Origin of the sequence: Brachybacterium phenoliresistens, assembly GCF_039530785.1 — a bacterium.
Taxonomy (GTDB): domain Bacteria; phylum Actinomycetota; class Actinomycetes; order Actinomycetales; family Dermabacteraceae; genus Brachybacterium; species Brachybacterium phenoliresistens.
This window is the reverse complement of sequence record NZ_BAAAOW010000009.1, coordinates 1-21544: the sequence shown is the minus strand read 5'-3', so window position 1 is coordinate 21544 and position 21544 is coordinate 1. Positions and strand designations below refer to the sequence as shown.

16 protein-coding genes are annotated in these 21544 nt (G+C 73.3%); 11 read left to right on the top strand and 5 right to left on the bottom strand.

Annotation, left to right across the window (positions count from 1 at the left end):
• The first annotated feature begins 6 nt into the window (after positions 1–6).
• Together ABD234_RS15780 and ABD234_RS15775 are read left to right on the top strand one after the other, a co-directional pair.
• Entirely contained in the window at positions 7–2739 is a 2733-nt protein-coding gene (locus ABD234_RS15780; protein ID WP_344358240.1) for an exo-rhamnogalacturonan lyase family protein, read from the top strand.
• A complete protein-coding gene (locus ABD234_RS15775; RefSeq protein ID WP_344358237.1) occupies positions 2739–3110 on the top strand; it encodes an L-rhamnose mutarotase in 372 nt (123 codons plus the stop codon). Before ABD234_RS15780 ends, ABD234_RS15775 begins: the two co-directional genes overlap by 1 nt.
• Before the next feature lie 63 nt (positions 3111–3173).
• On the opposite strand, the gene ABD234_RS15770 is transcribed toward ABD234_RS15775, so the two are convergent.
• The 4 genes from ABD234_RS15770 to ABD234_RS15755 all read right to left on the bottom strand — a co-directional run bounded on the left by ABD234_RS15770 (position 3174) and on the right by ABD234_RS15755 (position 7298).
• Positions 3174–3962 (bottom strand): ABC transporter ATP-binding protein, encoded by a 789-nt coding sequence (locus ABD234_RS15770; RefSeq protein ID WP_344358235.1) that lies wholly within the window; start codon positions 3960–3962, stop codon positions 3174–3176.
• Positions 3959–4960, bottom strand: a complete 1002-nt coding sequence (locus ABD234_RS15765) for a FecCD family ABC transporter permease (protein ID WP_051487167.1) — start codon at positions 4958–4960, stop codon at positions 3959–3961. Before ABD234_RS15765 ends, ABD234_RS15770 begins: the two co-directional genes overlap by 4 nt.
• 79 nt (positions 4961–5039) lie before the next feature.
• Complete coding sequence (locus ABD234_RS15760) at positions 5040–6110, bottom strand: ABC transporter substrate-binding protein (RefSeq protein WP_344358232.1); 1071 nt, start codon at positions 6108–6110, stop codon at positions 5040–5042.
• Positions 6111–6278: 168 nt separating this feature from the next.
• Positions 6279–7298: a hydroxyacid dehydrogenase gene (locus ABD234_RS15755; RefSeq protein ID WP_038374474.1), complete on the bottom strand. Its 1020-nt coding sequence runs from the start codon at positions 7296–7298 to the stop codon at positions 6279–6281.
• A 160-nt stretch (positions 7299–7458) separates the two neighbouring features.
• Between ABD234_RS15755 and ABD234_RS15750 the strand changes: the two genes are divergently transcribed.
• The gene (locus ABD234_RS15750) at positions 7459–8154 is read left to right on the top strand and encodes a metal-dependent transcriptional regulator (RefSeq protein ID WP_344358228.1); all 696 of its coding nucleotides are present in this window, start codon (positions 7459–7461) and stop codon (positions 8152–8154) included.
• 218 nt (positions 8155–8372) lie between these two features.
• Positions 8373–9248 (top strand): hypothetical protein, encoded by an 876-nt coding sequence (locus ABD234_RS15745; RefSeq protein WP_344358225.1) that lies wholly within the window; start codon positions 8373–8375, stop codon positions 9246–9248.
• Between the two features lie 9 nt (positions 9249–9257).
• Here the strand turns inward: ABD234_RS15745 and ABD234_RS15740 are convergent, their stop codons facing one another.
• Complete coding sequence (locus tag ABD234_RS15740) at positions 9258–10565, bottom strand: sodium:proton exchanger (protein WP_344358222.1); 1308 nt, start codon at positions 10563–10565, stop codon at positions 9258–9260.
• Between the two features lie 331 nt (positions 10566–10896).
• Between ABD234_RS15740 and ABD234_RS15735 the strand changes: the two genes are divergently transcribed.
• From ABD234_RS15735 to ABD234_RS15705, 7 genes are all read left to right on the top strand, one after another.
• Positions 10897–12411 (top strand): alpha-N-arabinofuranosidase, encoded by a 1515-nt coding sequence (locus ABD234_RS15735; protein WP_344358219.1) that lies wholly within the window; start codon positions 10897–10899, stop codon positions 12409–12411.
• A gap of 307 nt (positions 12412–12718) precedes the next feature.
• A complete protein-coding gene (locus ABD234_RS15730; protein WP_051487224.1) occupies positions 12719–14059 on the top strand; it encodes an ABC transporter substrate-binding protein in 1341 nt (446 codons plus the stop codon).
• Between the two features lie 7 nt (positions 14060–14066).
• Positions 14067–15038, top strand: a complete 972-nt coding sequence (locus ABD234_RS15725) for a carbohydrate ABC transporter permease (protein ID WP_344358216.1) — start codon at positions 14067–14069, stop codon at positions 15036–15038.
• Positions 15035–15901, top strand: coding sequence for a carbohydrate ABC transporter permease (locus ABD234_RS15720; RefSeq protein WP_038374760.1), 867 nt, complete (start codon positions 15035–15037; stop codon positions 15899–15901). Before ABD234_RS15725 ends, ABD234_RS15720 begins: the two co-directional genes overlap by 4 nt.
• Entirely contained in the window at positions 15901–18645 is a 2745-nt protein-coding gene (locus ABD234_RS15715) for a beta-galactosidase (RefSeq protein ID WP_051487221.1), read from the top strand. Before ABD234_RS15720 ends, ABD234_RS15715 begins: the two co-directional genes overlap by 1 nt.
• Positions 18646–18680: 35 nt before the next feature.
• Positions 18681–19976, top strand: coding sequence for an ROK family transcriptional regulator (locus ABD234_RS15710; protein WP_084148706.1), 1296 nt, complete (start codon positions 18681–18683; stop codon positions 19974–19976).
• The gene (locus tag ABD234_RS15705; RefSeq protein WP_344358211.1) at positions 19973–21247 is read left to right on the top strand and encodes a glycoside hydrolase family 27 protein; all 1275 of its coding nucleotides are present in this window, start codon (positions 19973–19975) and stop codon (positions 21245–21247) included. Before ABD234_RS15710 ends, ABD234_RS15705 begins: the two co-directional genes overlap by 4 nt.
• Positions 21248–21544: the final 297 nt, after the last annotated feature.

Sequence of the window (21544 nt, the reverse complement as noted above, 5' to 3'; positions counted from 1 at the left end):
TTCTCGATGCCGTCCGCCCTTCCCGCCACCCCGCTGACCTGGATCGACTCCGCTCCCGGTGACGTGCCCGTCCCGATCCAGTGGGGTGTGCCGTGGCCGCGCGGAGTCCTCGCCGAGGCCGCGCCGATGCAGCTGCGCGGCCCCGGCGAGGGCAGCGGCACCGCCGTGGACACGTGGGTGACGGCCCGCTGGCCCGACGGCTCGGTGAAGTGGACCGGGCATGCGGCGCTGGCCGAGGGAGCGGAGCAGCGCGAGCTCGTCCTCGCCGCCGACGGCGGCGGGGACGAGCCCGGGGCGGAGCGCCCGGGGAGCGTGCGCGTGCTCGAGGAGGACGGCGCGATCGTCGTCGACACGGGGGTCCTGCGGCTCGAGGTCGCCCCCGGCGAGGACGCCCCGATCCGCCGCCTGGTGGTCGACGGCCGCGAGGTCGGCGTCGCCGGGCGGATCGTCGCGAGCTCGGCCGCGAGCGCGCAGCCGCAGGCGCCGCGCCGCGAGCACACGGTCCGCACCACCGGCATCCGCGTCGAGCGGTCCGGGGCCGTGCAGGCCGTGCTGCGGCTGGAGGGGCACCACGAGGTCGACGGCGAGCAGGTGCTGCCGTTCGTGCTGCGCCTGTACGCGACCGCCGGCTCGACCCGGCTGCGGGCGGTCCACACGATCATCTGGGACGCCGACCCCGAGCGGCTGTTCCTCACCGCGCTGGGCCTTCGCCTGCAGGTGCCGATGCGGGCCGCCCTGCCCGACCGCCATGTGCGCCTGGCCGGCAGCGAGGGCGGCTTCCTCAGCGAGGCCGTGCAAGGCGTGACCGGCCTGCGCCGCGATCCGGGGGCGGAGGTCCGCGCCGCGCAGATCGCCGGGCGGCCCACCCCGCCGCAGGGCAGCTGGGCCCCGGAGGTCTCCCGGCGCCTGCACCGCGTCCCGGCCTGGGACGCGTGGACGCTGCGCCAGATCACCGCCGACGGGTACGGCGTCGCCAAGCGCACCGCCGCCGACCGGCCCTGGATCCCCGCGGGCGGCGGCACCCGCAGCCGCGGCTACGCGTACCTCGGCGACGTGCAGGGCGGCATCGGCCTGGGGCTGCGGGACTTCTGGAGGCTCGTGCCTACGCAGCTGGACGTCGCCGGCGCCCGCGGCGACCTCGCCGAGGTCACCGCGTGGATGTACGCCCCGAGCGCGGAGCCGATGGACCTGCGGTTCTACCACGACGGGCTGGGGCAGGAGACGTTCGCCGACCAGCTGGACGCCCTCGAGATCACCTACGAGGACTACGAGCCCGGCTTCGGCGACGCCCGCGGCATCGCCCGCACCCATGAGCTGAGCATCGACGCCTTCGCCGCGACCCCCTCGACCGATCACCTGGCCGAGCTGGCGGCGGCCACGTCCCTGCCCCCGCAGTTGTGCGCGCCCCCGTCGCGGCTGCGCGCCGCGCGGGTGCTGGGGACCTGGGACGTGGTGGACCGCTCCACGCCGCAGCGCGCCCGCATCGAGGACCGCCTGGACTTCCTGCGCGAGTTCTACCTGGGCCAGGTGGAGCAGCGCCGCTGGTACGGGTTCTGGGACTACGGCGACGTCATGCACACCTATGATCCGGACCGCCACCAGTGGCGCTACGACGTGGGCGGCTACGCCTGGGACAACTCCGAGCTGTCCCCGGACCTGTGGCTGTGGACGGACTTCCTGCGCAGCGGCGACGCCGGCGCGTACCGCCTGGCCGAGGCGATGACCCGCCACACCGGGGAGGTCGACCAGTACCACGTGGGCCGTTTCGCGGGCCTGGGCACCCGGCACAACGTGCAGCACTTCGGGTGCAGCGCCAAGCAGCTGCGGGTCTCCAGCGCCGTGTACCGCCGCCACTTCTACTATCTGACGGCCGATGAGCGCACCGGCGAGCTGCTGGACGAGGTCGCCTCCTCCGAGGAGGCGCTGCTGCGTGTGGATGCGACCCGCAAGGTCCGCTCCGACGTGTACGCCCCGGACCGCCGTGCCCTCGCGATCGGGCTGGGCACGGACCTCGGCGCCCTGCTGGGCGCCTGGCTGACGGCCTGGGAGCGGCACGGGGACGCGGCCGCGCACGAGAAGCTGCGGGCGGCGATGTCCGGCATCGGCCGCCTGCCCCAGGGGTTCTTCACCGGCGAGGCGCTGTGGGACCTGGACGCGCGGCGCTTCGCCGTGGACCGCGACCGGGTGCAGGTCTCGCACCTCGCCGCCGTGTTCGGGATGGTGGAGATCATCGCCGAGCTCACCGACCTCCTCGAGGACGAGGGCTTCACCGCCGCCTGGCACGAGTACTGCCGCTTCTACCTCGCCACCCCGGAGCAGCAGACGGAGCGCTTCGGCGCGCCGCTGCAGGGGATCTCCCTGGTGCCCGCCTACAGCCGTCTCCTGGCCGTGGTCGCCGCGGCCGAGGGGGACACGGCGCTGGCGCGCCGCGCCTGGGACGCCTTCCACGGCGGGCTCGACGACCAGCTCAACGGGAACGCCCTGGTCGCCCAGGAGGACTGGCGGCTGCGGCGGATCGACGGCCCCGGCGTCCTCGAGCCGGTGGACGAGGCCGCCTTCGTCTCCACGAACGATGCCGCCCAGTACGGCCTGGCCGCGATCGCGAACCTCGCGCTGATCGGCGATGATCTCCCCGAGAGCGCCGTGCCCGATGCGACCGCCGAGACCGCCGAGCCCGATGCGGCCGCCGAGCCCGAGGCGACCGCCGTGCCCGCCCTGACCTCGACGAAGGAGTCCTGATGACCGCCCCCGACCTCGCCCGCCTGCTGGAGACCACCGAGGCCCGCAGCGCCGGCCGCTGCTGCTTCCTGCTCCACGTGCGCCCCGAGAAGCTGCCCGAGTACGTCGAGGCCCACCAGCACGTGTGGGAGGAGATGCGCGAGGCGCTCACCGCCGCCGGCTGGCGCAACTACTCGCTGTTCCTGCGCGCCGAGGACGGCCTGGTCGTCGGCTATTTCGAGGCCGATGAGGTCGACGCCGCGCAGGAGGCCATCGGCCGCGCGGACGTGGCCCCGCGCTGGGAGGCCGCCATGGCCGAGTACTTCGCCCCCGGCCCGGACGGTGCGGCGGGGGAGAAGGAGATCCTGCCGCAGTACTTCTACCTGCCCTGACCCGGCTGCCTGTCCGGACCCGGCTGCCTGCCCTGACCCGGTGCCCCGCCCGGCGCCGGGAGGTCAGCGCACTGCAGGGGCCTCACGGGCCGGGACCAGGTAGGACACCGCCACCCGGCCGGTCGCCGGGTCGTGGGTGACCTCGGCCTCGACCTCGTAGACCTCGTGGATCAGCTGCGGGGTGAGCACCTGCGCCGGGGTGCCGGCCGCGACGGCGCGGCCCCGGTCCAGGACCAGCACCGCGTCGCAGAACATCGCCGCGAGGTTCAGGTCGTGGATCGCGACGATGCCCGTCACCTCGAGGGTCGAGACCAGGTGCAGCAGGTCCAGCTGGTGGCGGATGTCGAGGTGGTTGGTGGGCTCGTCCAGCAGCAGCTCGCGCGGCTCCTGGGCGAGGGCGCGGGCGATGTGGGCGCGCTGGCGCTCGCCGCCGGAGAGGGTGCGCCACAGGCGATCGGCCTTGTCCGTGAGGCCCACGCGGTCCAGGGCGGCACGGATCGCGGTCTCATCGGCCGCGGAGCCGCCGCCGAAGAGGCTGCGGTGCGGGGTGCGGCCCAGGCGCACCACGTCGTGCACGGTGATGTCGGTGTCGGTCTCGGCGTGCTGGGTGACCGCGGCGACCCGGCGGGCCACGGAGCGCCGGCCCTGCGCCTGGATGGGCTCGTCGTCCAGGAGGACCGTGCCCGCATCCGGCCGGGAGACGCCCTGCAGCAGGCGCAGCAGCGAGGACTTGCCCGAGCCGTTGGGGCCCAGCAGGCCGACGGTCTGGCCGGGCTGCGGGGCGAGGGTGACCCCGTCGACCACGAGCGCCCCGCCGCGACGCCACGAGACCCGGTCCGCGTGCAGGCTCATGCGCGCCTCCCGCGGCGCACCAGCAGCAGCACGAACACCGGCACGCCGACCAGCGCCGTGCCCACGCCCACGGGCAGCGGGGTGGGGGCGAAGGCCACCCGCGAGGCGGCGTCCACCCAGACCATGAAGATCGCGCCGAGCACGGCCGTGGCCGGGATGATCCGGGAGTGGCGCTGGCCGAACATGAGGCGTGCGGCATGCGGCAGGACGAGGCCCACGAAGCCGATCGCCCCGGCGACGCTCACCAGCGCCGCCGTGAGCAGGGCGGTCAGCACCAGCAGGATGACCCGGGTGCGGGTGACGTGGATGCCCAGGGAGGCGGCGACGTCCTCGCCGAAGGCGAAGGCGTCCAGGGCCCGCAGGAAGCACAGGGCGATCCCGGTGCCCAGGGCGGCGACCGCCGCCGTGAGCCGCACATCGTCCCAGCGCATGCCCTCCAGGGAGCCCAGCAGCCAGAACATCACCCCGCGGGTCTCGTCGGAGTCCGCGAAGGCGAAGATCACCAGGGAGGTCAGCGCCGAGAACAGCTGGGTGCCGGCCACGCCCGCCAGCACGATGCTGCCGGTGCCGGCGCCGGAGTAGCGCGCCAGCAGCAGCACGAAGCCGAAGGCGAGCAGCGCCCCCACGAACGCCCCGCCGGAGAGGCCCACGGCCGCGCCGCCGAGTCCCAGCACCCCGACGAGCACGGCGCCGGTCGAGGCCCCGGAGGAGACGCCGAGGATGAACGGGTCCGCCAGCGGATTGCGCAGCAGGGACTGCAGGATCGCCCCGCACAGTCCCAGCCCCGCACCGCAGGAGGCGGCGACCAGGGCGCGCGGCAGGCGCTCCTGCCAGACGATCGCGTCCTCGGAGACGCGCACCGGGATCTGCGTCAGCCCCAGGTGGTTGGTGACGACGTCGCGGACGTTGACCAGGGAGACATCGGCCGGCCCCAGCGTGATGGCGGTGCCCACCGAGGCGAGGAACACGAGCACGCCCGCGACCAGCAGTCCTGCCATCAGCGCGATGCGCCGCCCGCGGCCGGAGGGGTGCTCGAGGGACGGGGTCGCCGCGCGGACGGGGCGGCGGGCGGCGAGGTCAGCGGGCACCGGAGGCGCAATCGCCGGACTCGCGGGCCCAGGCCTGGATCTTCTCGAGGCCGTCGACGTAGCGGATGCTGGGGTTCATCTCCGCGCCGTGCAGGGCGATGTAGCAGCCGTTGCGGACGGCGGGCAGGGTGCTGGTCAGCGGGTCGTCCTCGAGGAAGGCGATCTTGTCCTCGAGCTTGTCGCCGGGGAAGCGGTCGCGCTGCAGGTCGCCGAGCACGAGGATCTGCGGGCCCTGCTCGACCACGGACTCCCAGCCCACGGCGGGCCAGTCGTCGGGGACGTCCGCGTAGACGTTCACCATGCCGGTCTGGTCGGCCAGATACGAGGGGGCTCCGAAGCCGCCGGCGATGTAGGGGGTGCGGGTGTCGGCGAACCAGAACATGACCCGGGCGCCGCCGAGGTCCACGCCCTCGAGGGCGGCGGTGCGGCGCTCCTCGAGCTGCGCGATGAGCTGCTCCCCGCGCTCGGGGACGTCGAAGATCGCGGCCATGTCGCGGATCTCCTGGTAGAGCGGGTCGACGGTCAGCGGCACGGTGCGGGTGCCGCCGCCGTTGATGCTCATCGCGCCCTCACAGTCGGTGGGGGAGAGGTAGGAGCCGATGCCCGTCTCCGCGAGCCGGTCGCGGGTGACGACGCCGCCCTCCTGGTTGTAGTGGCGCCCGAAGGAGGCGGTCACGAAGTCCGGATCGGCGCCCAGCAGCACCTCGTAGGTGGGGGCGTTGTCGGCCAGGCGCGGGACGTCCGCGTTCTCGTCGGCGAGGTCCTCGAGGATCGGGTCGGTCCAGGAGGCGGTGCCGACGACGTGGTCCTGCAGGCCCAGGGACAGCAGGATCTCCGTGGAGTTCTGGTCGAGGGAGACCACGCGGGCCGGGGCGCTCTCGACGGTGACCTCGCGCCCGCAGTTCTCGATCGTGAGCGGGTACTGGGTGGTCCCTTCGGCCTGGGCGGCCGCGGTCGGCTCCTCGATCACCTCCGAGGCGCCGCATCCCGTGAGCATCAGGGCGGCGAGGGCCACGGCGGCCAGGGCGGAGGAGACCTTCACGGTCGGCACGCCGGTCATCGTTCTCACTTCTCGAGGGGGGCGAGGGACATCGGAGGAAGGGTAGCCTTCCCTGCCCTCGCTGTCCTGCCGCTGTGCCGGGGCTCACCGGCCGATGCCCCCGTCAGGACCCTGCCGCGGGGGTCGCTCTGCCGGGAGGTAGCCGAGGGGACGGCGCGTCGGGCCTGGTCAGGCGGTGATCGCTCGGAGCTCCGGGTCCACCGGATGCCGCGGGGGCCGGCCGTCCACGATGCGGGCGAGGTCCTCCAGGGCCATCTGCGCCATGCGGTGCAGCTCGTTGCCGAGCGATCCCGCGATGTGCGGGGTGATCTCCACCGTCGGCACGTCCCACAGCGGGTCCTCGGGGCCGAGCGCGTCGTGCACGTCGAGCACGGCGCTGATGCGGCCGGAGACCAGCTCCTCGCGCAGGGCGTCCTCGTCCACGAGGGCCGGCCGCGCGGTGTTGATGAAGGTCGCGCCGTCGGGCATGCGGGCCAGCAGCTCGCGCGTGATCATGCCGCGGGTGGAGGGGACGTCCGGGGCGTGCAGGCTGACCACGTCGCTGCGGGAGAACAGCTCGGGCAGCGTGACGTGCTCGGCGCCGAGCGCCGCGGCGTCCTCCGCGGTGACGTACGGGTCGGCGATGAGCACCTGCAGGTCGAAGGGGCGCAGCAGCTCGGCGACCAGCCGGCCGATCCGCGAGGCGCCGATCAGGCCGACGACGGCGCCGTAGTTCCCGCCGCCGGTGTCGGTGCGCCAGGCGGCGGTCGTGCCGCGGCCGCGGCGGTGCTCGGCGGCGCGGGCCAGGCGGTGCTTGCCGGCCAGCAGGATCTGGGCGAGGGAGTACTCGGCCACCGGCACGGCGTTGGCCTGCGCCGCGGTGGTCGCCACGAAGCCCTCCCGATCCCAGGCCTCCGGGCCGAGCACATGCTGCGTGGACCCGGCGGTGTGGACGACGGCGCGCAGGCGCGGCATCCGCGCGAGCGCCGCGGCGTCCACGCGCGGGGCGCCCCAGCCGGTCACGAGGATCTCGACGCGTGCGAGCTCCGCCGGCGGGACGTCGGCGAGGTCCGCGACCGCATCGGGCCGCAGCAGGTCCACCAGCTCCTCGAGCCGCGCGCGCTGCGCCGGGGTCATCAGCTGCGCGGGCAGGCCCCGGCTCATGGCCAGCAGGGCCGACGGGCGTGCGGGGGAGGGAGCGTGCGACATCGGATGCGGTCCTCTGCGCCGGGGCCCACGGCGCGGTCAGGAGGTGCGGGGCAGGGCCACGGGGCAGAGTACCGCGCACCGGGGCCGGGCGGGCGGTCCTCGCGCGGGTGCGCGGCGAACGGCTGTCGCCGGGGGCGGGCCGCCTGGGTACCATCGAGGCATGCCTGCCGATCGACCGAGCACGATGGTCCAGGACTACCTCAAGGTCATCTGGGGAGCCCAGGAGTGGGACGGCGGTTCCATCACCACCAGCGAGATCGCCGAGATGCTCTCGGTGACCCCGTCCTCGGTCTCCGGCAACCTCAAGCGGCTGGCCCGCGACGGGCTCATCGAGTACGAGCCCTACGGCGCGATCGAGCTCAGCGCGCAGGGTCGTGCCGAGGCCGTGCGCATGGTGCGTCGGCACCGCCTGCTGGAGACCTACCTCGTCGCGCGGCTCGGCTACGGCTGGGACGAGGTGCACGAGGAGGCCGACCAGCTCGAGCACTCCATCTCCGACCGCCTGCTGGCACGCATGGATGCCGATCTCGGCCATCCGCGCACCGACCCGCACGGCGACCCGATCCCCGCGCCGGACGGCAGCGTCGCCCGCCCCGATGCCGGTCGCCTCAGCGACCTCGGCGAGGGCCGGTGCGGCCGCATCGCCCGGATCTCCGACCGGGACCCGGGTCTGCTGCGCTATCTCGACGCCCGCGGCATCGGCCTGGGCACGCACCTCCACGTGGACGCCCGCTCCGAGGCCGCCGGTGTGCTGGCCGTCTCCTGGGACGTGGAGGCGGAGCATCGGGAGCTGGACCTCTCCCTGGTGGCGGCCGAGGCCATGCGCATCGCCCCCGACGAGCACGCCCGCGGCTGACGCCGCGTCCCCCTCTCCGGCGTCCGCCCCCTCCGTCCGGAGCCCGGTCCCACCGTCCGGGGTCCGGAGCCAGGCGCCCGGAGCCCGACTCCCTCGTGTGAAGGACCTGTGAAGACCCGTAGGAGGAAATGCAAAGACGCTTCCCTGTAATGGTCAAGGATTCGTAAAGTCGCGCCATCGCATCGGGGTGGTGCGGGTCACGTCCACAAGGGGGAATCATGGGTACGAGCAGGTCAGGAAACGGGTGGGGGCGACGCGCGGCGGCCGTGGGGGCGGCCGTCGCGCTGTGCGGCGCAGGGCTGGTCGGCTGCGGGCCGACGCAGGATCCGGGCGAGGACCCGGGCGGGCCGGCCGACCCGGCCGATCCGGCCGATCCGGCCGATCCGGCCGACCCGGGCGGGCCGACCGGGGGCGAGGATCCGGCGCAGCCGGTCGCCGTGCCGGCGGGCTGGGAGGGGACGCTCCTCGGCACCCCGGGTCTTCCGCCCGCGGAGGGCGAGGCGACCGAGATGGTGATCGCCCGCGTGCTGTACGACGGCAGCACCGCCCTGGACGCCGAGGGGGCCGCCGCCCTCGGCGATGCGGGGGAGCTGGAGTACTTCGGCCTCGTCTACGACCTCGTGTGCGAGACGGGCACGGAGCTGGGCGGGGAGCCCGCGACATGCGTGGGGACCGCCGGCAACGGGCAGCAGATCCCCGTGCGGGTCTCGGTCGTGACCGGCCTGTTCGAGCATCCGCTGCAGCTCACGCAGATCGGCGGGAGGATCGACGCGCTGCCCGAGCGCACGAGCTTCCCCGCGGGCGCGCCGGTCGTCTGGGGCCCCGTGGCCGCCGAGCATCCGGAGATGGACGAGCTCACCGGCGAGGACGCCGAGCACGCCCTGGTCTGGGGCCTGCAGATGAGCCAGCACCGGGACGGGGACCCGGAGTTCTCGGTGGAGACCGACTGCGCGCTCAGCGAGGACCACCGCTTCGCCCGCTGCACGGCGGAGCCCGCGGACGCCGAGGACGAGAGCGTCCCGGGCACCTGGTTCGGCAGCGCCCAGTACGGGGCGGACGGCGGCACCTGGTTCGTGTTCGGGCGCGAGGGCTGACCGGCCGCCTCAGGCGATCGGCGCGGGGACCCGGTCCTGCGGCGCCGAGTCGGCATCGGCCGCGGGGCGGCGGAACGGGGCGCCCAGCGTCGGCAGGATCTCGTGGCGGTGGGCGCCGAGGAACCAGGCGGCGACGACCACCTGCACGGCGCTGAGGATGTAGCGGCCCTCCGTGCCGGTCACGGCGAACTGCAGGGCGAACAGCGTCAGCAGGGCGATCGCGCTGGCCCGGTGGAACCGCAGGGCCAGCAGGATCGCCACGCCCATCACCGTCTGTGTCGCGGTGAGGACGAACTCCTCGACCTGGCGGGCATCCAGGCCCAGGTCCGTGCCGCCGCCGCCCGCGAGATGCGCCAGCGGCAGCGAGCCCACCAGCAGGCTCCACTGGTTGATCTTGGAGGCGATGAGCGTCGTGATCGCCGCGGCTCCCAGCCCGCGCAGGGCGAAGAGGATCGCGATGATGAACTCCGGCGCCTCCGAGGCCAGCGGTGCGAGCCACTGCACGAGCACGTAGCTGTCGATGCCGAGGCTCGTGCCCGAGGCGACCAGGGCGTCCGCGAAGGGCTCCGCGCTGGCGAGGATCACCGCGGCCGAGGCGACGAACAGCCCGATCACGGTGGCGCGGCGGGAGCGATGCGGCAGCTCCACGATGAGCGCGGCGGCCCCGACGAACTCCTCCTCGCCGTCGTCGGGCGCCTGGCCCGCACGCCACAGGTAGGCGATGAAGACCGCGATCAGCGCGATGCCGAACCACACGGGGATCCGGCCCATCAGCGGGATCGCGAAGGCGACCACGGCGAGGATCGCGAGGAAGCCGAGGTCCAGGCGGCTGGCCGCGGGAAGCTGCAGGAACGCTGGTCCGCGCCCGATGCCGGCGCCGCCGCGGGAGGCCCCGCCGCCACGGGAGTTCCCGCCGCCGCGGGAGGCTCCGGCGGCGCGGCGGGCCGCCCCGAGCGCGACCAGCGCCACCAGCGGCCAGCCCAGCCCCAGCAGCAGACGGTTCGAGCCGGTCATGTTGGCGGCGGCGAACTGCTCGTATGCCGGGTCGGAGCCGGAGCGGAAGGCGTAGTAGAGGTCCACCGCGTACTCCGGCAGCACGGCGATCAGGGCCAGGATGGCGATCGCGAGGGCGCCGGAGATGTCCTTCTGCGCGGCCTCCGCCGCCCAGGCCAGGACGAAGGAGGCGGCGACCACGGCCGCTCCGAAGACCACCAGGTCGAGCACGGGATGCGGGGCGAGCCCCGTGATGCGCAGGACGAGCGCGGGGGAGGCGACCGCCAGGCAGAGCAGGAGGCGGCGGAGGAGCGCAGCGGGCACGTCGGTCCTTCGGTCATGACGGCACCTCGACGGGGAGGGCCCGTCGGCGGGCGGGCCGGAGGCGGGCCGGCCCGTCCGAGCGGCGGCCGGTTCCTCCGCGGATCACCGTTCCAGCAGGTCACAGCATGTGTCCAGGGACTGTGCAGAGTTGGGCGCGCCTGATCCCGCACTACGGTGAGGTGCGGCACGGCCTTGCCGTGCGCCCGCCGGACGCCTAGGCTTCTACAACGTTGCACATCGTGTCGGCGCACCGCCCGTGCGGCCGCGCCGGCGGCCCGCGCGCGAGCCGCCGCACCGACCTCCCCACACCGTCGTCCAGAGAGGCCTCTCCATGTCGTCCCCCGCACCCGCCCGCGTCGTCGTCGACCTCGACCTTCCCGGCCCCATTATCAACCGCCACGTCTACGGGCACTTCGCCGAGCACCTGGGCCGGTGCATCTACGGCGGGTTCTTCGTGGGCGAGGACTCCGACATCCCCAACACCCGGGGGATCCGGGACGATGTCGTCGCGGCGCTGCGGGCGCTGGACATCCCCAACCTGCGCTGGCCCGGGGGCTGCTTCGCCGATGAGTACCACTGGAAGGACGGCATCGGCCCGCGCGAGCAGCGGCCGCGGATGGTGAACTCCCACTGGGGCGATGTGGTCGAGGACAACTCCTTCGGCACGCACGAGTTCATGGACCTGGTGGAGCTGCTGGGCACCGAGGCGTATGTCAACGGCAACGTCGGCTCCGGGACGGTGCAGGAGATGTCGGAGTGGATCGAGTACCTCACCCGCGATGACGACTCCCCGATGGCGGCGCTGCGCCGTGCCAACGGGCGGGACGAGCCGTGGAAGGTGCCGTTCTTCGGGATCGGCAACGAGACGTGGGGCTGCGGCGGGAATATGCGGGCGGACGAGTACGCGGCCCTGGCCCGTCAGTACTCGACCTTCGTGCGCGACCATGCCGGCAACACGGTCACCCGCATCGCCGCCGGCGCCAACATCGACGACTACGACTGGACCGAGGCGCTCATGCAGGGCGCCGGCTCGCCCGGGTTCTCCTACCAGGCCATCTCCCTGCACTACTACACCCACACCGGGCCGTGGGAGGACAAGGGCTCCGCCACCGAGTTCAGCGAGGAGGAGTGGTACCTCGCCCTCGCGCGCGCGGCCCGCGCCGAGGAGCTCGTGGCCCGCCACGCCACGATCATGGACAAGCACGACCCCGAGAAGAAGGTCGGGCTGGTCTTCGACGAGTGGGGCACCTGGTGGAACGTGGAGCCCGGCACCAACCCCGGCTTCCTGTACCAGCAGAACACCGTCCGCGACGCCCTGGTGGCGAGCCTCCACTTCGACGGCTTCCACCGCCACGCGGACCGCCTGCTCATGGCGAACATCGCCCAGACCGTCAACGTGCTGCAGGCGATGATCCTCACCGATCCCGACTCCGGCGCCCTGGTCCTCACCCCGACCTACCACGTCTTCGCGATGAACAAGGGGCACCAGGATGCGGCCTCGCTCGCGGCGCACGTGCTGCTGGAGGAGGAGCCGCGCGTGGTCGACGGCCGCGCCCTGCCGGCGATCTCCGCCTCGGCCTCGACCAAGGAGGGCACCGCCCTGGTGTCGCTGTCCCACCTCGACGCCTCCGCGCCGCGCACTGTGGTGCTGGACCTGCGCGGCCGCGAGGTCGCCGGGTTCAGCGCCCGCGTCCTGACCGGCGAGGGCACGGCCGCGCACAACACGCCCGAGCAGCCCGAGGCCGTCGCGCCCGTGGCCCTCGAGGACGTGCGCCCGCACGAGCGCGGCCTCGAGATCGTCCTGCCGCCGCACTCCTTCACGACCGTGGAGCTGCAGCTGGCCTGATCCGCGGCGGCGCGCCGGCGACGGCGCGCCCTCCGCACGGCGTCCCCCGGACGACCCGCACGACGGGGTCGCCGCGGCGCGTCGCCTGCCCTCGGGGCAGGTGGCGCCCCGCGGCGGCCCCGTCGCGCATGTCCGGGCATGCCCTCGCTCCCCGGTCCTCGGGGCGAGATCCTCTTGTGACCCGGACTGGCTGGACACCTCTTATGGCAAGGGTTAGGTTAAGGGATGTCGCGATCGGCGGGCAGAGGAGCCCGCGCCCCCGGGACGAGCCGGGAACGGAGATCGCGCCCCGACGAAAGGCACGATGATGAGCCGTACCCGTTCCACATCCCCGATCTCCCGGACCGTCTCGCGCCGCAGCCTGCTCGCCGGAGCCGGCGCGGCCGGCGCCGGCCTCGGACTGGCCGCCTGCGGCGGCGGCTCCGGAGGCGACGGCGGGACCCCGGAGTCCGACCCGGACCACAAGGACCTGGTCATGACCGTCTGGGGAGGCGAGGCCGACAAGATCGCCTACCAGGCGCGCGTGGACCTGGCGAAGGAGAAGTTCCCCGACTACACGATCACGCTGCAGCTGATCCCCTCGGAGAACTACGAGCAGAAGGTCCAGACGATGATCTCGTCCAAGACCGGCCCGGACATCATGCAGGTCGCCGAGAACGTCAACGTCTACTCCTCGAAGCAGCAGCTGGTGCCGCTGGACGACTACATCTCCGCCGCCGGTCTGGACATGGCCGCGACCTTCGGGCCCGTCGGCGAGAACTACCGGTGGGACGGGAAGACCTACGGCATCCCGGACCGCTCGGGCGCCATGGTCCTCTACTACAACAAGGACCTCTTCGACGCCGCCGGCATCGAGTACCCCACTGCGGACTGGGACTGGGACACCTTCCTCGACGCGGCGAAGGCGCTCACCGACCCGGCCAAGGGCCAGTTCGGCTACGGCGGCGTGGGATGGTGGCCGCAGTGGTTCTCGCTGGTCGCCCAGAACGGCGGCGCGGTGCTGGATCCCGAGACCGGCGCGCCCAGCGTGAACTCCCCGGAGGCCGTCGAGGCGCTGCAGTGGGCCCAGGACCTCTACTTCACCCACAAGGTCGCCCCGACGGCGGTGGACTACTCCAACATGGGCCCCGAGATGGGGGCCGACGGAGCCTTCCAGCAGGGCCTGGTGGCCATGAACTCCACCGGCTTCTGGGCGGTGGGCGGCAACGCCGGCATCGAGGGCCTGAACTGGGACATCGCCCCGTTCTTCCACGGGAAGGAGAAGGCCGTCAGCGCCTTCGGCTCCGCCCTGGTGATCCCGACCGCGGCGAAGAACCCCCAGGCATCCTTCGAGATCATCCAGTTCCTCACCTCCGCCGAGGGCCAGACCCCGATCGCGGACCTCGGCCAGGACGTCCCGGCGAACCTCGAGCTGCAGGGCAGCGACGCCTTCCTGGACCCGGAGTGGCTCGAGGCCGATGCGAACCTCGAGGCGTTCCCCGAGTCCGCGGACATGATCTTCACGCCGAAGTTCATCCCCGAGTGGAACGAGATGCAGAAGTCCGTCGACGACGCCATGGCCTCCTTCTGGCTGGGCGAGTCCGACGCGAAGACCACGGCGGACGACCTCCAGAGCCGCCTCGAGCGCGTCATCAAGCCCAGCGAGTGATGCCGTCGTGACCGTCGTCGATGCCGCCGCCGTGCCGGGCCGGGGAACCGTCCCCGGCCCGGCGGGCCGCCCGCCCCGCGCGAAGATGCCCCCGCATCGCCGCAAGGAGGCGCTGCTGTTCTACCTGTTCATCTCTCCCTGGGTGATCGGGTTCCTGGCCTTCCTGCTGGGGCCGATGATCTTCTCGATCTACCTCTCCTTCACGGAATGGGACTCCTTCACGCCGCCGCGCTGGGTGGGGCTGGAGAACTACATCACCCTGCTCACCGACGACCCGATCTTCTGGAAGGTCATGGGGAACACCGCGTACTACGCGATCATCTCCGTGCCGCTGGGGATGGCGGTCTCGCTGTTCATCGCGAACCTCCTCAACAAGAAGGTGCGGTTCCGCAAGCTCTTCCGGACCCTCGTCTACCTGCCCCACCTCATCCCCATCGTGGCCGTCGCGCTCATCTTCCAGATGGTGTTCGCCCCCGGGGCGGGCCCGCTGAACCAGGCGCTCTCGCTGGTGGGGATCACCGGCCCGAACTGGCTCATGGACTCCGCCTGGGTCAAGCCCGCCCTCATCCTCATGTCGCTGTGGCAGGCCGGCGGCGGCACGATCCTGCTGCTGGCCGGCATGAACGGCATCCCCAAGGAGCTGTACGAGGCCGCGGAGATCGACGGCGCCTCCTCGATGCGCCAGTTCTGGTCCGTCACCTTCCCGCAGCTGACGCCGGTGATCTTCTTCAACCTCATCATGGGCATCATCGGCTCGTTCCAGGTGTTCGCGCAGGTCTTCATCCTCACCGGCGGCGGCCCCGACAATGCGAGCCAGATGGCCGTGCCGATGCTGTTCGACGAGGCGTTCCGCTTCTACCACATGGGCTACGGCTCGGCGATCGCCTGGATCCTGTTCGTCGTCATCATGGCCTTCACCGCCCTCGCCTTCGCGACCTCCGGCCGCTGGGTGTTCTACGAGTCGGAGGTGCGCTCATGAGCTCCCGCAAACCCGTCATGCACGCATTCCGGTCCGGGCCGGGGACCTACGGCCTGCTGGTGATCCTCTCGGCGATCTTCATGGTGCCGCTGGTGTTCGTCATCTCCATCGCCCTGTCCTCGGACTCCACGGTCTCCACCGGACAGCTGACGATCCTCCCGCGCGACTGGCGGTTCGACAACTTCGTGCGGATCTTCCAGACCAGCCTCCCGGTCGGCAGCTTCATCGTGAACTCGGTGATCATCTCGGTGACCTCGGCCATCGGCCAGGTGCTCTCGAGCTCGCTGGTCGGCTACGCCTTCGCGCGCCTGCGCGCCCCGGGGAAGAAGGCCCTGTTCCTCATCGTCATCGCGACGATGATGATCCCCGCCCAGATCACGATGATCCCGCAGTTCTGGATCTTCAGCGAGCTGGGCTGGGTGGACACGTTCCTGCCGCTGATCGTGCCGCAGTTCTTCTCCAACGCCTTCAACATCTTCCTGGTGCGCCAGTTCGTCACCCGCATCCCCTACGAGATGGACGAGGCCGCCTCGATCGACGGGCTGGGCTACTTCGGCATCTATGCGCGCCTGGTGCTGCCGCTCATGGCGCCGATCCTCATCGCCATCGCGATCTTCACCCTCACCGCGGCGTGGGGCGACTTCATGGGCCCGCTGATCTACATCAACAGCGAGGACAAGATGCCGCTCGCGCTCGGCGTGCAGTACCTGACCTCGACGAGCCAGGAGCTGCAGACCCCGCCGTGGAACCTCATCATGGTCGGCTCGATCTTCCTGTCGCTGCCGATGATCATCATCTACTACTTCGGACAGAGATACATGTACGAGATGAACCTGTCGGCCGGCAGCGCGGGGGTCAAGTGATGACCGCGCTGAGCCTCTCCGCGGGGCGCCTGGGCCTCGACGGCACGCCGTCGATCCTCCTGTGCTCCTCGGTCTTCCCCTTCCGCATCCCCTCCGATCAATGGGCCCACCGCCTGCGCCGGGTGCGCGAGTCCGGCTACCGGATGGTGGACCTGTACGTGCACTGGGGCTTCCACGAGGAGGTGGAGGGCAGCATCGACCTCACCTCCCCGGAACGGGACCTGCGGCGCTTCCTGGACCTCGCGGCCGCGGAGGGACTGCTGGTCATGGCCCGCCCGGGGCCCTACATCTGCTCCGAGACCGACGGCGGCGGCCTGCCCTGGTGGCTGCACGGCCGCGGCATCGCGGTGCGCACCATGGACCCCGACTACCTCGAGGCGGTGGGCCGCTGGTACGACGCGGTGATGCCGGTCCTCGCCGCCGCCCAGACCACCCGCGGCGGGCCCGTCGCCCTGGTGCAGATCGAGAACGAGCTGGACTTCTTCGACTGCCCGGACCCGGCCGCCTACCAGGCCTGGCTCGCCGAGCGGACCCGGGGAGCCGGCATCGAGGTGCCGATCATCGCGTGCGCCGGGCAGGGCGACCTGCACGGCGCGAGCGGAGACGTCGAGGGCGTGGTGCCCACCGTGAACCTGTACCCCTCGGACGAGTCCACGAGCTTCGACGCGGAGGCCCGCCACTACGCGGAGGAGCTGTCCTCGCGCGATCTCCCCCTGCTGGTCACCGAGACCAACCGGATGCACCGCACCCTGCGCCGGGAGATCCTCGCCGGCGCACGGCTGGTCGCGCCGTACCTGCAGACCTCCGGGTTCAACCACCTGCTGCTGCCCTCGGCCGGGAACTGGGGCGACCCCGGCAACCTCATGACCCACGACTACGACTTCGGCGGCTACATCGGCCCCGACGGCCGTCGCCGCCCCGAGTACGACGAGGCCGTGCGGCTGACCCGCACCCTGGAGGCCTGGGGCGAGCGCCTGGCCGCCGCCGCGCCGGTCCCGCTCGAGCAGGCCGGGGTGCAGGGCATCGACGCGGGCGGTGCGCTGGCCCTGCCCGGCGGCGGCCACGTCATCGGCCCCGCCGAGGTCCACGGCCGCGACGCCGAGGTGCGGATCCTCCCCGCCGCCGGCACCGGCCATGAGGCCCATGCGCTGTCCGCACGCGTTCCCGCGGGAACGTGCCCGTTCTGGGCCCTGGACGTGCCGCTGGCGCCCTGGGGCGCGCAGGGCACGATCCGGATGGCCACCGCCGAGCTCGTGGCCGTGCACCGGGGCGCGGACGGCGCGCTCGCCCTCCGCTTCGAGGGGCCGGCCGATGCCCGCGTCCTGCTGGAGACCCCCGAGGGGACGCTGGATCTCGCCGGCCACGGCGAGGCCGAGTCCGGCACGGTGCGGGTCGCCCTCGCGCCCGTGCCGGAGGGCGTCGCCGATCCGGAGCCTGCCCGCCGCACGCCCGCGCTCGAGGTCGCCGCGCTGCCCGAGCCGACGGCCGCCGCCGGGACCGCCGTCGCCGGCGAGGCCTTCCGTGCCGTGCCGAGCACCGAGGAGCTGGGCCTGCGCGACGGCCGCCTGCGCGCCGACCTTCGCCTTCCCGCCGGAACCCGGGAGCTGCTGCTGCGGGGAGCCGCCGATGTGATCCGCCTGATCGCAGGCGGCGAGGACCGCGGGGTGCACGTCCCGCACGGAGCACCGGTCTCCCTCCTGCCGGCCTCCGGTGCTCTCGATACTTCCGGTGCTCCCGATGCCGCCGATGCCTCTGGCGCCGCAGATGCCTCCGACGAGGTCTCGGGGGAGGTCTCGATCATCGCCGAGACCTGGGGGCGCGCGAACTTCGACGACGCCCGCCGCCCGGCCCTCGCCCTCGGGGCGGGGCGCGGCATCGGCACCGCGCACGCCGTGGTCGACGCCCAGGACGTCACCGACACATGGCGCGTGCGCCGCCTCCCGGATCGTCGTGCCGGCGGCGCCGACCAGGCCCAGGAGCCGCTGCGGCCGCTGGGCGGCTGGTCGAGCCCCCGGCTCGGCGAGGACGCGGTCTACGTGCGGGAGCTGCCGCTGCCGGCGCAGGGGCACGCCCTGCTGCGCCTGCACGGCCTGAGCCGTCCCGTGCACGTGAGCATCGACGGCGGCCCGGAGCGACGTCTCGCCCCCGGTGACCCCGTGCTCGAGCTCGGAGCCGCCGAGGACGCCGGGACGACGGAGGACGCCGGGACGACGGAGGACGCCGGGACGCCGGCCGGCATCGGCCGCGGCTCCGGGACCTCGGGCGGGGCCGCCGGCGCCGTCGAGGTCGCGATCCGCGCCCCGCACGTCCCGGACGGCTTCGTCCGCCGCGCCGAGCTGCTCACCGCCCTGGCGCCCGGGGTGCGCGGCGTGCGCCTGCTCCCGCGCGAGGAGCTCACCGCCCTCATCGGCGCCGAGCGGGAGCGGACATCGGCCGCCTTCCCGCTGACCGTCCCCGCCGGCGGGGCGCTGCAGGTCCGCCTGCGCTCGGACCGTGCTCCCGGAGCCGGGGTGCAGCTCGACCTCGAGGGCACCGACGTGCAGGTCACCGTCGTGGCCGGCGGTCGGGCCGTCTCCCGGCACGTGCTCGGCGCCCCGGCCGTCGCCGGCGGGGACGCCGGACGCTCGTGGATCCCCGCCTCGTACCTGCCGTCCGCGGATCCCGTCGTGGACCTCCTCGTCGAGCCGCTGGATGCGGGAGGAGGTATCTTCGGGGGCGCGAGCTGGTCCGACGCCCTCAGCTGAGCGGCGACCGGCCGCCGCACGTCCGGAGGGGAGCGATGGCAACGAAGACGTCCAAGGACATCCGCAACGAGAGCAGGTTCATGGTCCTGCGCTCGGTCTACGCCGGCGGGACGGTCACGCGCGCCCAGGTCGCCGCGGAGACCGCCTTGAGCCCCGCCACCGTCGCGACCCTCGTCGGCGAGCTCGTCGAGGAGGGGGTGCTGCGCGAGGCCGGCCGGATCTCCTCCCAGGGCGGCCGCCCCACCGTGACCTTCCAGGCCAACCCGCAGCGCGGCCGCCTGCTGGCGATCGACGTGGCGGAGACGTACGTGCGCCTGGACGTCTACGATCTGGCGCTCGCCCGGGTCGACCGCGAGCAGGTCGAGCTCGACCCGGGCGCGCAGTCCATCGAGAGCATCGCCGCGGTGATCGCCGGGGCCCTTCGGTCCCTGCGCGGCCGCGAGGCGCTCGGCGGGGAGCCGATCCTCCACGCCGGCGTCTCCCTGCCCGGTCAGGTCGACACGGTGCGCGGCGTGGACGTCTTCGCCCCCAACTGGGGCTGGCGGGACGTGCCCGTGGCCGATGCCCTCACCGAGGCCGTCGACGCCCCGGTCCGGGTCGACAACCCGCTGATGGCGATGGCCACCGGCGAGCTGTGGTTCGGCGCCGGGCGCCGCTTCCGCGACTTCGTGGCGGTGAACCTGGGCACCGGCGTCGGCGCCGGGATCATCCTGGACGGCCAGCTGGTGCGCGGCCGCGGCAACTCGGCCGGCGAATGGGGCCACACCACCCTCGTGTGGCAGGGCCGCGGCTGCCGCTGCGGCCGCCGCGGCTGCGTGGAGGCGTACGTCGGCGTCGAGGGGATGCGCACCACCCTCGGCGAGATCGCCCCCGACCATCCGCTGGTCGAGGTGCGCCACCATCGGGCCTTCATCGAGCAGCTCATGCGCGCCGAGGCCGCCGGGGACGAGGCCGCCCGCGAGGCCGTGCTGCGCACCGGGGACCATCTCGCCGCGGGCCTGGGCAACCTCGTCAACCTCCTGAACCCCGAGCACGTCTCGGTGCTCGGCTGGATCACCCGCTACGCCGGCACGGAGCTGCGCGAGCGGGTGCGCGAGCGGATCCAGCAGGAGTGCCTTCCCGGACCCGGCGCGGGCGTGAGCATGGAGTTCACCGACACTGCCGGAGAATCGGTGAGCCTGGGCATGGCGGTGCTCGCCCTCGAGGGTTTCCTCGAGCAGGTGGGACTGCCCAGCCCCAGCAGCCTTCCCGCGCCGCCCGCCCCGGCGGCGCGCACCCCCCACCCGGCGGCATGGGCCGTTCCGGGCACCGCCACGAGAGGATCTCGATGACCCCGTCGCCCCTGCGACCGACCGTGACCGCCCCGCCGCGAGGCTGGAACTCCTGGGACTGCTTCGGCGGCAGCGTGCGCGAGGACGAGGTGATCGCCAACGCCGAGCACATGGCCCGGCACCTGCTCCCGCAGGGCTGGGACACGATCGTGGTCGACATCCAGTGGTATGAGCCGGAGCCGGGCAGCACCGACTACGCCGAGGTCTCCGCCGCGCTCGTCGACGAGGTCGGCCGTCCCCTCCCGGCGCCCGGGCGCTTCCCCTCCGCGGCCGACGGCGCGGGCTTCGCGCCGCTGGCCGAGCGCATCCACGCCCTGGGCCTGCGCTTCGGCGTGCATCTGATGCGCGGCATCCCGCGCCGCGCCGTCGAGCTCGACACCCCGATCCTGGGGACCGACGCGACCGCCCGCGACCTCGCCGACCCCGACAACCGCTGCCCCTGGAACCCCGACTTCGAGGGCGTCCACGCGGACCATCCTGCCGCCCAGGCCTGGTACGACAGCGTCTTCGCGCTGCTGGCGCAGTGGGGCGTGGACTACGTGAAGGTCGACGACGTCCTCTACCCGCCGATCCAGCGCGCCGACATCGCCATGATGCGCACCGCCATCGACCGCAGCGGGCGGCCGATGCTGCTGAGCCTGTCCCCGGGCAAGGAGCTCTCCGCCGTCCACGCGCCCTTCCTCGCCGCATCGGCCGATGCCTGGCGGGTCTCCGACGACCTCTGGGACACCTGGGACGACCTGCGCGAGCAGTTCCAGCGCGCCGCCCGCTGGGCCGCCGTCGACCACGAGGGCGGCTTCGCGGACCTGGACATGCTGCCGCTGGGCCGCATCGGCATCCGCGCCCATGTCGGCGAGGACCGCATCAGCCGGCTCACCGCCGCGGAGCAGCGCACCATGCTCACCCTGTGGAACCTGGGGCGCTCGCCCCTGATGATGGGCGGGCATCTGCCCGACACCCCCGCCGAGACCCTCGAGATCCTCACCCGCGAGGAGATCCTCGCGATCGGCGACACGGGCGTGGGCGCCCGAGAGATCGTCCGCGACCGTGACCTCGTCGTGTGGCGGGTGCGGGTGGGTGAGCGCGAGGTCCGGGCGATCTTCTGGCTGGGGGAGCGGGCCGAGCAGCGCCGCATCCACGCCGAGGACCTCGACGTGCCCGTGGGCGCTGCCGGCCACGAGCTGTGGACCGGCGCCGAGGTCACCCCGCAGAACGGCTGGTACGACCTCGCCCTCGAGCCCCACGGCTGCGTCGTCCTCTCCCTCGCCTGAGAGCGATGGCCCGGGAGGGCTGTTCGCCTCGCTCGCCTGAGGCCGATGGCCCGGGGAGGGCCTGGTCCTCCCCGTCGTCTGGGGTCGACGCCCCCGGGAGGCCCGGGTCCTCTCCGTCGCGTGAGGTCGACGGCCGCGCGAGCCTGCCGTCCGGACGCGAGGGACGGGATGCTCGTCCCGGCCGTTCGAGGAATTGCAGCTCTGCGTACCATCTGACGCGGGCGGGTTCCAACGGTCAGCGCAACACCCCACGACATGGAGGTGTTTGATGAGGCCAGTACTGCTAGGACGGGCTCC